11 protein-coding genes are annotated in these 13,623 nt (G+C 63.1%); 7 read left to right on the top strand and 4 right to left on the bottom strand.

From position 1 onward, the window contains the following. Positions 1-100: 100 nt before the first annotated feature. From F7R19_RS01510 to F7R19_RS01495, 4 genes are all read left to right on the top strand, one after another. The gene (locus tag F7R19_RS01510; RefSeq protein WP_150979132.1) at positions 101-559 is read left to right on the top strand and encodes a hypothetical protein; all 459 of its coding nucleotides are present in this window, start codon (positions 101-103) and stop codon (positions 557-559) included. Between the two features lie 111 nt (positions 560-670). Next, positions 671-907: a hypothetical protein gene (locus tag F7R19_RS01505; protein WP_150979131.1), complete on the top strand. Its 237-nt coding sequence runs from the start codon at positions 671-673 to the stop codon at positions 905-907. A gap of 55 nt (positions 908-962) precedes the next feature. Continuing rightward, entirely contained in the window at positions 963-2,723 is a 1,761-nt protein-coding gene (locus F7R19_RS01500) for a ShlB/FhaC/HecB family hemolysin secretion/activation protein (RefSeq protein WP_150979130.1), read from the top strand. A gap of 113 nt (positions 2,724-2,836) precedes the next feature. Then, positions 2,837-3,490, top strand: coding sequence for a hypothetical protein (locus tag F7R19_RS01495; RefSeq protein WP_150979129.1), 654 nt, complete (start codon positions 2,837-2,839; stop codon positions 3,488-3,490). A 34-nt stretch (positions 3,491-3,524) separates the two neighbouring features. Here the strand turns inward: F7R19_RS01495 and F7R19_RS01490 are convergent, their stop codons facing one another. The 4 genes from F7R19_RS01490 to F7R19_RS01475 all read right to left on the bottom strand — a co-directional run bounded on the left by F7R19_RS01490 (position 3,525) and on the right by F7R19_RS01475 (position 9,853). Beyond that, positions 3,525-5,120 (bottom strand): efflux transporter outer membrane subunit, encoded by a 1,596-nt coding sequence (locus F7R19_RS01490; RefSeq protein ID WP_150979287.1) that lies wholly within the window; start codon positions 5,118-5,120, stop codon positions 3,525-3,527. Between the two features lie 22 nt (positions 5,121-5,142). Continuing rightward, positions 5,143-7,119, bottom strand: a complete 1,977-nt coding sequence (locus F7R19_RS01485; protein ID WP_150979128.1) for a glycosyltransferase — start codon at positions 7,117-7,119, stop codon at positions 5,143-5,145. A 3-nt stretch (positions 7,120-7,122) separates the two neighbouring features. Next, entirely contained in the window at positions 7,123-8,397 is a 1,275-nt protein-coding gene (locus F7R19_RS01480) for a hypothetical protein (protein WP_150979286.1), read from the bottom strand. Positions 8,398-8,521: 124 nt separating this feature from the next. Beyond that, positions 8,522-9,853 (bottom strand): HlyD family secretion protein, encoded by a 1,332-nt coding sequence (locus F7R19_RS01475; protein ID WP_150979127.1) that lies wholly within the window; start codon positions 9,851-9,853, stop codon positions 8,522-8,524. 804 nt (positions 9,854-10,657) lie between these two features. Between F7R19_RS01475 and ilvD the strand changes: the two genes are divergently transcribed. From ilvD to F7R19_RS01460, 3 genes are all read left to right on the top strand, one after another. Continuing rightward, complete coding sequence (gene ilvD / locus F7R19_RS01470) at positions 10,658-12,517, top strand: dihydroxy-acid dehydratase (protein WP_150979126.1); 1,860 nt, start codon at positions 10,658-10,660, stop codon at positions 12,515-12,517. Positions 12,518-12,961: 444 nt separating this feature from the next. Then, positions 12,962-13,252, top strand: a complete 291-nt coding sequence (locus F7R19_RS01465) for a type II toxin-antitoxin system Phd/YefM family antitoxin (protein ID WP_150979125.1) — start codon at positions 12,962-12,964, stop codon at positions 13,250-13,252. Next, complete coding sequence (locus F7R19_RS01460) at positions 13,212-13,514, top strand: Txe/YoeB family addiction module toxin (protein WP_150979124.1); 303 nt, start codon at positions 13,212-13,214, stop codon at positions 13,512-13,514. Before F7R19_RS01465 ends, F7R19_RS01460 begins: the two co-directional genes overlap by 41 nt. Positions 13,515-13,623: the final 109 nt, after the last annotated feature.

The following is a 13,623-nucleotide window of genomic DNA, read 5'->3' as shown; positions in this document are numbered from 1 at the left end:
CCGCCTACCGATCACCCCAGCGAGAGCCAAAGATTTCGTCCCGCGTTGGCCGCAGGACCATGCTACCGTTGATCCGTACAGAAGACCGGTGTATTAAATCGTGACTACCAAAACACTCGCACAGTTATTCCAACAAGCAAGGGGACAGGCAATTGTTTGGGGAGACGATATGGTAAAGCAAATCTTTCTCCTTCCGCTGCATGCAGGAAATCTCCCCTGTGAGATTCAGTTCCTCGCCATAAAAAAAGTGCCCACTCAGGGTCTCCGCTTAAGGATCGAGAAGGCGTCAATCGAAGTGGAGAATCAGCACTTGACGGATCTTGTGTTGTGGACAGACACAGCACCTGACACGGTTACTTTCGAAGTAAGCGGGAAGGCCGAGCACACGCTGAAAATCTGGAATGTATGGCGAATCGACGGAATCATGCAAGCATGGGTTGGTAATGCCGGCATGGTTATTTCCAACAATGACGGCGGTACAACGTTAAGGTGCAGTGACGGTACGCAAAACGTTTCATTCGATGACTTGGTTGCGCATCTCAAATTTCGTCAATGTTAGCGCCAATTATTTCGTGGACAGGACAGATGAGCGCCAACATTTTTTATAAAATTGGCCTTGAGGTGTAGATGAGCCCTATGAAATCCTCAACGTGCTGGAATTGTCGACTGCGTGGACGAGGACCTGACCGGGTTCTCCATGTTTCCGCGCTGGACCGAAGACGACGGCCAGCCAGATAAAGTGGGCGACTATCGCATCAACACCCTGCGCATCGTTCCTACTAAAGCCGCAGGGCACGAACTATTTAGAGTCAAAGGCTGGTCGGTCGGGCTAGTCTGCTCCGAGCGCATCCGTGACTTGTTGATTTCGCAGGGCGTAACGGGGATACGGTTCACCCTGGTGAGCTAACGCGTCCGCATCCTCCGGCTTCCGCGCCGGGGTGAATCGCCATTTCACACGACAAATGAAAAATAATTCGCCGGCCACACGGTTGTGGCCGCTTTTTGCCAGTCTTTTGCTTGCAAGTCGCGCAGCATTCGCACAAACAGCGCCAGTCTCGGCTCTAACCACCCGCATCGAACAAGACCAACGCACCCGTCAGCAGCAGGAAGCCCGCGAGCGCCAGCAGTCGGTTCAATCCCCGGGGCTGCGTGCGCAGGAGGTCGGGCCAGTCGAATACCCGTCGCTGCCCACTGAAACGCCGTGTTTCCGCATCGATCGGTTCGTCGTCGAAGTCCCTGACAACCTGCCCGCGGCGTCTCGTGCGCAGGGCGCATCGGCTTTGCCACAGGATCCGTTCGCCTTTTTGCGCCAATGGCTGGACCGCTATCAAGCGGCGTGCGTCGGCAAGCAAGGGCTGGATATCCTTCTCAAAGGTGCGTCGCAGGCCATCCTCGGTCGTGGCTATGTGACGACGCGCTTGCTGCTCCCGCAGCAGGACCTGAGTACCGGCACGTTGCAACTGACGCTGATCCCTGGCGTGATCGGCGAACTGCGTTTCACCAACCCGGACTCCCGCGGCACGTGGAAAACAGCGTTTCCGGCCCGACCGGGCGACTTGCTGAATCTGCGCGATCTGGAGCAGGGGCTCGAGCAGATGAAGCGTGTGGCCAGCCAGGATGTGGACATGCAGATTGTCCCCACATCGACGCCTGGTCAGAGCGACGTGGTGATTGCCGTGCGTCGCAACAAGCCCTGGACGCTCGTTGCGTCGATCGACAATTCGGGCTCTCGCTCCACGGGAAAATGGCAAGGCAACGTGAGCGTCGGGGTCGACAATCCGCTCGGCCTGAATGACATCCTCAATATCGGGTACAACCAGGACCTGATGTTCAGCAACAAGGCGCACGGCACGCAGGGGTGGAATGGCTTCTACTCGGTGCCGTGGGGCTACTGGACGGCGACGCTTTCGGCCTATAGCAGCAACTATTTCCAGCAGATTGCCGGCGTTAACACAACGTTCGTCTCGAGCGGCAAGTCAGAGAACGTCGACCTGAAGCTCCATCGCGTACTGCGTCGCAGCCAGAATGATGTGTTCGGCGTGCAGATGCGCCTGACGCGCCGATTCGGCAAGAGTTTTATCGAAGATACCGAAATTCCGCAGCAGCGCCGCAATAACACGATGCTGGAATTCGGCGTAACCGATCGCCACTATTTCGGTCAGTCCCAACTCGACGCCACGCTGGCATTCCGGCAGGGCACGGGTGGATTTGGCGCACAGGATGACGTGCTGGCGGCCGACGGCGGTCCCACATGGCGATATCGGATGATGGTGCTCGATGCCAACCTCTCGGTGCCCTTCAAGGTTGCCGATCAGGCCCTTCGCTACGTCATGACGGTGCGCGGCCAGTTCACCAACGATCGCCTGTACTTTGTCGACGACCTGAGCATTGGCAGCCGATACACGGTGCGCGGCTTCGATGGCGAGAATTCCCTGGCGGGCGAGCGGGGCTTCTACTGGCGCAATGAGTTGCAGGCACCGTTAGGTGCCAGCGGGCATGCGCTGTATGTCGGACTGGACTACGGCCGCGTGTACGGACCCTCCACCACGGGGCAGGTTGGTACGCAACTGGCGGGTGCCGTGGTGGGGTTGCGCGGTGGCGTCGGTGCATCGCAACTGGGCAGTCTGTCCTACGACGTTTTCCTCGGTATGCCCGTCTACAAGCCCGAGCCGTTCGACACCGCCAGTGTCACGGCGGGGCTGCAGATCGTCTACCAGTACTGATCATCACGCGAGGCGTTGATCGCGGGCCATTGTGGCTTCATTGTTTGGTTTTACGATTCTCCACGGCATGCGACGCACCGGTCCCGCCCGCACCCAAGGCGCCGCCCTTATCTTTGGACAGATCCCACAAAGGGCGTGGCCAATCGACTAATTTATGCACACTCACAATGACACCCACTGAAGCCGCGACCCTCATTCAGAAAAACTGGCGCGCCTTTGTCAAGGATCGACGGTACGTGGCGAACGATTCCCGCGAGATTGCCGGGCGTATCGGGCATCTCGTGGCCACCGAAGGGGATTTTTGGGAATACGTGCGGCGCGGCAGGGTGATCGTGCAGATCAATGGCGCGCCAGACGGCCTGCGGCGCGGACACTCGTGCTTTTTCTTTGAAGGAAAGATCTGGCACTACCTGGTCGGGGAACCCGTCACGTTTCCCGATGGCACCGTGCTATCGCGCTACCCGACGCGCGTCGAGCCGTTCTTCGGCGATTACGGCGGCATCCGGCGCGACTGGATCCAGCGTGACCACGCCTATAACGCCAAAATCAACTACCTGATCTGCAATCGCCGGATTTCCGTCCTGCATGACGCATATACCCGGCATTTCACCGCGGCCTTTAACGCGGAGAGCCAACGTTTTGCTCTTATGCCGTTTTCATACGGGCTGCACTACAACTGCAACGTGCTGGTGCGCAACGTGCTCCGGCGCATCGAACGGATGGCCTTGGGCGGCGCTTCGGCGCCGGCCGCGTCGGTCAGTTCCTGAAAACGGTGGTCGACGCGGCAGGCCGGCGATTCCATCAGTTTGCCGGTCGCGATTGGGCCACGGAAGGCCCGGAAGCCGGTGCAGCGGCAGGGGCAGGAGCAGAGGGTGGGGGAGCCGCTGGCACCTGCGCCACGGTCTGCTGCGACCAGCCGCCGCCCAGTGCCTTGTAGAGCTGCGCGCGGCTGGTCAGCCGGGCAAGCTGAATCGTCACCAGCTTCTTCTGCGCATCGTACAGCTGGCGTTGTGCATCGAACACCGGAAAGTAATCGTCGACGCCATTCTTGAAGCGGATCTGCGCCAGCCGCTGCGTTTCGCTGACGTCCTTCTGCAGTGCTTCCTGCGCGGCGGTCTGCCGGTCATAGGTGCCCCGGGCCGCCAGGCCGTCGGCCACATCGCGAAAGGCGGCCTGAATGGTGCGCTCGTACTGTGCCACGTTGATGTCCTTGCGCACCTTGGAAATATCGAGTTGCGCCTGATTGGCGCCGGCATTGAAGATCGGCAGCGTGATCTGGGGCGCAAACGCCCATGCCGCCCCACCGGAAAACAGCCCGGCCAGCGTCGTGCTGGCAAGTCCAATGCCGGCAGTCAGCGAGATCTGCGGAAAGAACGCCGCGCGCGCCGCGCCGATGTTGGCGTTGGCGGCTTTCAGGCGGTGTTCGGCCGCCATGATGTCCGGGCGCTGCTCCAGCAGCGCCGAGGGCAGGCCAGCCGGCAGTTCGGCAACATACGAAGTATTGGCAAACGGCTGCGGCTCGGGCAGATCGGCCGGCAGCGGACCGCCGATCAGCAGCGCCAGCGCGTTTTCGTCCTGCGCCACCTGGCGCGTGTATTGCTCGACGTCGACTCGCGCGGTTTCCACCTGTGTCTGCGTGCGGTGCATGTCGATTTCGGCCATGCCGCCCGCCTTCTTGCTGCGGCTCACCATCTCGGCGGCGTCTTGCTGCAGCTTCAGCGTGTCCTGCGAAAGCTGCAGCAGTTGCCGGTCGGCCTGCCACGTCAGGTAGGCGTTGGCGATCTCGCCGACAAGGCTGATCTGGGTGCTGCGTCGGACTTCCTCGATCGCCAAGTATTGCTCCAGCGCCTCGTGCTTGAGGCTGCGCACGCGGCCGAAGACGTCGATCTCGAACGCGCTGAAGCCAACGCCCGCGTTCCACGCATTGATGACCGGATCCTGCCCCGGCGCGCGCAGTTCGCTACTCTGGCGCGAACTGCTGAAGCCGGCGTTGGCGTTGATCGACGGAAACTGGGCGGCGCGCTGGATGCGATATTGCGCGCGCGCCTGTTCGATCGACAGTGTTGCGACGCGCAGGTCGCGATTGTTGGCCAGACCAAGTTCAATCAGCTTGCGCAGCCGTGCGTCGGTAAAAAAATCCTGCCAGCCGAGGTTGGCGGCCGACACCTCCGGCTGCGCCGCGCGATTGTCGGCTGGCTGGCCTTCGCCGCTGGTCGTCTTGCCGTCGCCGCTGCGATAGGCGTCGCCGCTAGGCCATGCATTGGGCACGGGCGAGACGGGGCGTTCGTAGGTCGGTTCCAGTGTGCACGCGGCCAGCGCGAGCGGCAGCAGCGCCGCGGCGCTCCATCGGAAGGCTGGGTGGCGGGGCGGGGCGCGCCGTGTCGTGGTGGTCTTCATATCGTCCTCGGACATTGCTTGATCAGCCAGTGAAGGCGCGTCGCAGCAGCTGGGCCAGCGCCGTGCCCGGAAGCCCGCGATGCGCGATGTTGTGGGGCGGCTCGCTGAAGAGAAGGCGGATCAACCGGTGTCGCACAGCGGTATCCGGCATCAGCGCGATGCCGATCAGATGTTTGTCGATCCGGGCCACACGGCAAGGCACCCAGCCCAGTTGCGCCATCCAGAACGCGCCGACCGCGCCGGGAGCTACTGCGGGCGCCGCCTGGGCTTCGAATCCGGCGCCATTGCAGGACAAGTCTCGCGTCGTGCCGTCGATCTCGCGCGACACGCCGTCGTCGCCGTAGCACTGAAGCCGCGCGGCTGCCCGCAGCGGAAAGCGTTCTTCCTTGCGCGGCCGCGGCAGTTCGAAACACACCAGCAACGACGCCAGATAGAGCACCATCGACATCACCGTCCAGCCAATATTGAACGCGATGCCAGGCGCGGCGCCATCGGCCGCTACGGCACGCGCCAGGCCAAGCGCGGACAACACGAACAGCGCCCCGTACAGCGCGGCAAACTTGCCGTGCACGGTCAGCTTCGATCGGTCCAGCCCCTTGTTGGTCACCTTGAACGGCCGGCCGAACGGTTTGAACATCGCGCTTGCCAGCGTAGCCGTCACCGCCATCGCTGCCACAATCTGCGTGACCTCGGTAAACACTGGCATGGCGCGCGAATCGGTGATCCAGATGCTGTAGGCCCAGTACAGCAACAGCGCCGGCACGCCATAGGCCAGGAATTGCAGGGGCTCACCATAAAGCGTTGGCACATTGAAGAACCAGTAGAGCAGCGGCCCGGCCAGCAGCATCAGCGTGAACGGCCGGCTCAGCCAATGCAGCAGGCCGTGCACATAGTGCAGGCGCTGGCGCAGCGTGTAGCCGCGACCGCGCAGCGGGCCGTCAGCGGTCAGCGCCACCTGGATCGTGCCCAGGCCCCAGCGGCTGCGCTGACTGATGTATTCAGGCAGACCTTCCGCGGACAGCCCCACGCTGAGGCGCTCGTTAAGCCAGCGCGTGACATAGCCGTGCGGCATCAGCTTGTAGGTCAGGTGGATGTCCTCGGTGACCGTGCCGGTGGGAAATCCGCCGATCCGGCCTAGCGCGTCGCGCCGCACCACAAACGACGTGCCGATGCAGAACGCGGTGCCCCACGCATCCTTGGCCGGCTGCATCACGTCGAAGAACGCGCGCTGTTCGTCGACCCAGCATTTTGTCGAGCGCAGGTTGTACTGGATGGGATCGGCGTTGTAGTAGAACTGGGGCGTTTGCACCACGCCCACCGACGGATCGTCGAACAGGCCGATCACGCGCAGCAGGATATTCCGGTTGGGCGCGAAATCCGCGTCGAGCACCATGATGTATGGCGCGCCGCCATCGAGTTGCGCGCTGCGCTGCAAACCGTTGTTCAGGTTGCCGGCCTTGGCATGCGTGTTGTCGGGTCGCGTGACGTAGTTCACGCCCACCTGTTCGCAATACTGCTTGAGCCAGCCGCGCCGCGTGTCGTCCAGCACCCAGACGCGGAAGTTCGGATAGTCGATCGCCGTGGCCGAGACGATGGTTTTTTCGAGCACATCGAGCCCTTCGTTGTAGGTGGCGATGAAGATGTCCACGGCAGGCGCGTGGCGGTCGCCGCGCAGGCGCGCCTCGCCCGCGTCGGCCTGCGCGCTGTGGTCGCTGCGGCGCGTCAGCGTGACGATCGAAATCAGCGTGTACGCGATCGTCATCGATTCGAAACCGAAGAACACATACGACCAGAGGCTTGGGAAGTCCATGCGCCATTGGGGCAGCGTCTGCGACATGCGCCACAGGTAGTACACGATCAGCAGCACGCCGGCCGCCAAGCCGAACAGCCAGCGGTCCGCCGTGCGCCCGCGGTCGCCGCGCAAACAGAGTAGGGCGATCACAAACGCGCCGACGTTGATTTGCACGACCATATGGCTATCCAGGAAATCGGCGAACATCGTTCAGTCCTTGCTAGGGTTGTCGGGCCGCGGGGCGGTGGCGGCGGCATCGCACCGGCGGCCCAGGCAGCCGCCGGGCTGGAACGGATTCCAGCCGACTGCCGCCAGCACGGCCCACGCGGTGGCGCCCAGGTGCGGCAGATGGAAGTAATAGAAGTCGTCGGTCTTCGAGTCGGGGCCGATCTGCAGACCAGTGCGGATGCGCGCCTCCGGCGTGGCGAACAGCAGACCCGACGGCGCGCGTTGGGCCATCAGCACGGGCCATAGCGATGCGGCGTCGCGCTCGCTGGCGCGCAGCACCAGCGCCGCCTGGCCAGTGCCTTCGGTCCAGATGCCGTCGGGGTTCGCGTTGAATCCATAGCCGCCCTGAACGCCGTGCCGGCTGCGCGCCCAGTCGAGCGCGCGTTGCCAGTTGCCGGCGGCGTCGGGAATGGCGATCAACGGCCAGAGCGATGCATCGAGCGCCGAGGGCGCTGCGTTGAGCGTGCGGCCATCGTCGCGCGTGCCGATGGCAAAGCGGCCTTCATTGGGCTGCCACATGGATTCGACAAAGCGCCGTGCGCGGTCAGCGCCGGTGCGCCAGCGCGGGTCGGGGTCATAGTGAGAAAGCCAGCGAAAGGCCGCATAGGCGTCGACGTTATGCTCGGTCGATTTCCAGCCCTGCCGCTGCGGCGACGGCTCGTGGCCGAAATACCCGCCGACAAATGCGGCTGGCGCATCGGCGTTGTAGGTTTCCTTGTCGATCCACGCCATCATCGTGCGCGCCGTATCGAGATACCGTTGCGCGTGCGTGCCCTCGTAGGCGGCGAGCAACAGCAGGGCGGCCCACGCAACATTGCCGGTGGCGGTGCCTACCTGATAGCGGTCCTCGTACCAGCGTTTGGCCTTGTCGTCCCACCATCCCGGCAATGGCACCGGTCCTTGCGGCACGGCGCCCGCGCGATAGGCGTTGCGGATGCGGCCGTCGCGATAGTGGCGGTCGCGCGTGACGCCGGCGACCACGCCGTCGGCCACGCGACGCGCGGCATCACGCTGGCCACAGGCGATCAGCGCGATGCCGGCCAGCGCGTTGTCGTAGACGAACGCCGATTGCTGCAGCGGCCCGGGCAGCGGCTGCCCGCCCGGCGCGGCCTCATAGCTCGCGAGCATGACCGGTCCATCGCCGGGAATCGCCGCCACACGGGCGGTCAGCGCCTGGCAGCCGCTCTCGCGCAGCGCCTCGCGCGGATCGACAGCGGATGCCGGCGAGGCGCACAGCGCCAGGGGCGTGGCCAGCATGGCCGTCATTAATGCGTCGATCAGCCGCTTGCGCGCGGCCCGGGATCGTTTTCCTGCGGTAGTACGCTGCACGGTAGTCTCCTTCCTGCGGGCGTTGAATACATGACCAAACGATCGGCTCCGATCAGATCAGCCGGCGAAACCACGGGCGGTCGAGACTGACCTTGGCCCAGTGGCCGAGTGCGCAACGGTCCGTCTTGCCTGCGCCGGGCAGATCGGGCAGCGGCTTGTCGAGCTTGGCAATCAGATAGATTTCGTTTTTCTCGATGGGCGGGAACGGCACGAAATAGCGCGCCTGGTCGCCGTCTGGCGCGCGCGGCAGGATTTCTGCGACCTTGCCGGGCTGCGGCGTGGCGACGCCATCGACGAGCACGGTGACCTTGGCGCCAGGCAACAGGTCCTTGCTGAGGCTGCGCGGGAACACCGCCACCACACTCGGCGCCGCGCAGTTGGTGGCGCGCATCAGCGTGGCGCCGGCCGACACGCGCGTGCCCGGCGGCGCCAGCACGTCTTCGACAATGCCGTCCGCATACGCCTTGATATCGAGATTGGAAACGCGGTCCAGCCGCTGCTGCTCGGCGGCAACCAGCTTGTCGACCTGTGCGCCGTAGTCTTCCAGCTGTTTGACCTCGGCTTCGAGCTGGATGATTTCGGCCTTGAGTTCGTCGGTACGTTGCGTCAGCGCCCCGACGGCGCCATCGGTGCTGGAGCTGTAGACCTTGCTGCGGGCGGCCTCGCTGCTGTTGCGCGCGGTGTCGAGCTCCGCCTGGATCGCATCGCGCGCGCCGGCTAGCACCGTCAGCTGGTTGCGCGAGGCGTCGGTGTAGGCCTGGCTGACCGCGCCTGCCCACTGCATCGCCTGATTGCGGTTGACCACATCCTGCTGCGCGTCGATCTGTTGTTTGGCGACGGCCAGTCGCGCCTCGATGCCGCGGATCTTCGAGGCATGCTCGCGCTGCGCGGCGGACTGGTAACGCTTGACGTCGTCGCTGGTGGATGCGAGTCGCGCACGGTCGCCGTCCAGCTTGCTGCGGGCAGCCTCCAGCCGCTTCTGGTTATCGAGCTGCTTGCCGGTCAGCTCCATCAGCAACGCGCGATCCAGGTTCGGATTCTGTAGTCCCATCAGGGCCTGGCCCGCCTTGAATGCTGCGCCAACCGGCACGGCCTGTTTGGTGACGATGCCTTCGACAGGTGTGGTGATCAGCGTCACCGGACTATTGACGATGGCCCGCTCCGAAGATCGCGTGAACACGTACGGGAACATCACCGACAGGATGACCCAGATGATGAAGGCGACCATGCCATAGCTGGCAAGCCGCGGCACCACCTGCCAGACGGGGCGCAGGCTCAGCGAGCCGGCACGGCGCGGCGCCAGGGATTCGCCCTGCGGCTGCGGCCGCTGCGACGGCGGCAGGCGCGTTGGCACAGTCGGCTTGCGGTCGGAATTGTTGTCCATGCGAACTCCCGGGTAAAAGGTGGTCTTCCGCGATCGCCGATACGATTGCGGTTGTGTTTTCGCAGACAGCACTTCCCTGCCGCCCGAGCGGATGGCTCGTTCGGTGCAGAGGTGCCCACGTCCCCCAAGCAGCTGTTATGTGCCGTTGTCCCGGGCCGTTGCTACGTCGCCGGAACAGGCATGAGGATCGTGTTGACCGATCCGTTGATTCGATCGTGCGCGAGCCGCATCGGCAGGCACGAACGAGTACTTCATTGAAGGCGCGAACGCCATGGAAACTACCGTCCAGCGCTGCGCGATTGGTGCATCGCAACGCTGAGTCGCTTCAAAGTTAGACAAGTTGGCGGTGGCTTGCTGTAAGAATGTGTAAGGCCTGTGTATCACCATACTTATATCGCTGCGCGAGTGGACGTCGCGCGCCTTTGCCACGTAAGCAAGCTGCTGATTTCTAAGCGCTTACGTTAATCGGAACTTAATTTTTCAGCGCACGGATCCACCAATTTTGGTTGAACCGGGCGCGTTTTTCTTTTGCGCGCCGCATCGCCTGCTCGCATTGTCAGCCCATCGGCAGGGCCGGGATGGCGACAGTTTTTGCGGCGATGCAGCGACGGGCCTGCCGGTGTTCCGTAGGAGCCCCGCGGAACCGACCCGGTCTACCGACGAGGCCGCGCGCCCGGTTGGGCGAGGCGATATGGGATAATCGCGACTTTTCGCCCAGAGCACAGCTCAAGAGGTTGTTCGCACGGGCGCGCGGCCGTCACCCCGTGGTCCGCAACTCAATCGCGAAATCACTCAGTTCCCACAATGCCCGCATACCGTTCCAAAACATCCACCGCCGGCCGCAACATGGCGGGCGCCCGCTCGCTGTGGCGCGCCACCGGCATGAAAGACGAAGATTTTTCCAAGCCGATCATCGCGGTGGCCAATTCGTTCACCCAGTTCGTGCCCGGACACGTCCATTTGAAGGATCTCGGCCAACTGGTCGCGCGCGAGATCGAGGCCGCCGGTGGCGTTGCCAAGGAATTCAACACCATCGCCGTGGACGACGGCATCGCCATGGGCCATGACGGCATGCTGTATTCGTTGCCGAGCCGCGAAATCATTGCCGATTCCGTCGAATACATGGTCAATGCGCACTGCGCCGACGCGCTGGTGTGCATTTCCAATTGCGACAAGATCACGCCGGGCATGCTGATGGCCGCCATGCGCCTGAACATCCCCGTGATCTTCGTGTCCGGCGGTCCGATGGAAGCAGGCAAGACGCAGCTGGCCAACCCCGTCACCAAGAAGCTCGAATTCAAGAAGCTCGATTTGGTGGACGCCATGGTGATCGCGGCCGACACGTCGTATTCCGACGCCGATGTGGCCGAAGTGGAACGCTCGGCGTGCCCGACCTGCGGTTCGTGCTCGGGCATGTTCACCGCCAATTCGATGAACTGCCTGACCGAAGCGCTCGGTCTGTCGCTGCCCGGCAACGGCACGGTGGTGGCCACGCACGCGGATCGCGAGCAACTGTTCCGCCGCGCTGGCCGCCGCATCGTCGAACTGGCGCGCCAGTACTACGAAGCCGAAGATGAACGCGTACTGCCGCGCTCGGTCGGATTCAAGGCGTTTGAAAACGCCATGACGCTCGATATCGCCATGGGCGGATCCACCAACACCATCCTGCACTTGCTGGCCATCGCGCAGGAGGCCGGTATCGACTTCACGATGACCGATATCGACCGCCTGTCGCGCGTCGTGCCGCAGTTGTGCAAGGTGGCGCCCAACACCAACAAGTACCACATCGAGGACGTGCACCGCGCCGGCGGCATCATGGCCATCCTGGGCGAGCTGGAGCGCGCCGGAAAGCTGCACACCGACGTGCCGACGGTCCACGCACCGACGCTCGGGGACGCGCTGGAACAATGGGACATCACGCGCACGCAGGACGACGCCGTCAGGACGTTCTACATGGCGGGTCCGGCCGGCATCCCGACGCAGGTGGCGTTCAGCCAGAGCACGCGTTGGCCGAGCCTGGATACCGATCGCGCCGAGGGGTGCATCCGGTCCTACGAACATGCGTTCTCGAAGGAAGGCGGCCTGGCCGTGCTGACCGGGAATATCGCGCTGGACGGCTGCGTCGTGAAGACCGCGGGCGTGGACGAGAGCATCCTCGTGTTCGAAGGCACCGCGCATGTCACCGAATCGCAAGATGAAGCCGTTGAGAACATTCTCAACGGCAAGGTGAAGGCCGGCGACGTGGTGATCGTCCGCTACGAGGGCCCGAAGGGCGGCCCCGGCATGCAGGAAATGCTGTACCCGACCAGCTACATCAAGTCCAAGGGGCTGGGCAAGGCGTGCGCATTGCTGACCGACGGCCGCTTCTCGGGCGGCACGTCGGGCCTGTCGATCGGCCACTGCTCGCCCGAGGCCGCCGCGGGTGGCGCCATCGGGCTGGTGCGCGACGGCGACCGCATCCGCATCGACATCCCGAATCGCACCATCAACGTGCTGCTGTCGGACGACGAACTGGCGCGCCGCCGTGCCGAGCAGGACGCCAAGGGCTGGAAGCCGGCAAAAGCGCGCCCGCGCAACGTATCCGGCGCCCTCAAGGCCTACGCCAAGCTCGTCACATCGGCCGACAAGGGCGCTGTGCGCGATCTGTCGCTGCTGGACGACTGAGGCGACATGCCCTGACGCCAACGTAGAACGCGCCCGTTGCATGGAGAACGCAATGGGCGCGAGCGGTTGGCCGATGCGAGATCCGATGAGGTGCACCGGCTGCAAGCCGCGCGTCATTCACGCCCATCGCTGCTTTCTCCCCCAGTCGTTACCCCCATTTTCTTGCCCCATACTGCGCACCCTCGTCACCAGAGGGGCATCGCCCTGAATCGCCAGCCCCCTGTATAAATGTGCGGTTTTAGACCTACAGCGATCCGGTCGACGGTTGCTTGCTGCGGCGTACAAAGTTCCGTACAATGTTTGCGCTAGGTGAGCAATCGTAAAACCGATTCGTCGGTCTACGAGGGTTTAGTCCCGACCCCCATACCTTGTTGCGGGACCAAGGCAAGCACAACTGCTTGGGCTGGCGCAAACGACGCCGCTTGGGTGCAGAGAGGTAAGTGTATGAACGTCATGACTTTTAGCGAGGCGCGGGCCTGCTTCAAGCAGGCGTTGGATTCGGTCTGCAAGGACCATGAGCCCACTGTCATTACGCGACAGCGCGGCGAGCATGTCGTGCTGATGTCTCTCGAGGACTACAACAGCATGCAGGAAACACTGCATCTGCTGGGTTCCGAGAAGAACGCCGCACGGCTGCGCGAATCCATCGCCGAGTTTCGAGCTGGCAAGACCTCCATCAAGGAACTGCCACTAAATGTCTCAAAAGCAAAAGTCGAAGAACAAGGCAGTCGCTGAAAATAGCTGCAAAGTAGGTTTCTCCACACACGCATGGGCTGATTATCTGTACTGGCAGCAGCATGACATGCGGATCGTGGAGGAGATCAACGGGCTCCTCGAGGAGATTGCCCGTGACCCATTCAAGGGCACCGGCAAGCCGGAACCTCTGAAAGGCGACTTGACCGGGTTCTGGTCGCGGCGGATCACAAAGTCTGACCGTCTGGTCTACATCGTCCAGGATGGTACGACTTACGTATTGCAGTGCCGTCAGCACTATTGACCCAAGGGGCGCTTCGGCGCCCCTTTTTCATTGGATCTTTCGCGCGACGATAGGCGACGTCAATAACGTGTGGTTGCGATCCCGCTCAATGCTATTGCGATAAGTTTTC

Origin of the sequence: Cupriavidus pauculus (assembly GCF_008801835.1) — a bacterium.
GTDB classification, from domain to species: domain Bacteria; phylum Pseudomonadota; class Gammaproteobacteria; order Burkholderiales; family Burkholderiaceae; genus Cupriavidus; species Cupriavidus pauculus.
This window is presented reverse-complemented; position numbering and strand designations above follow the sequence as displayed.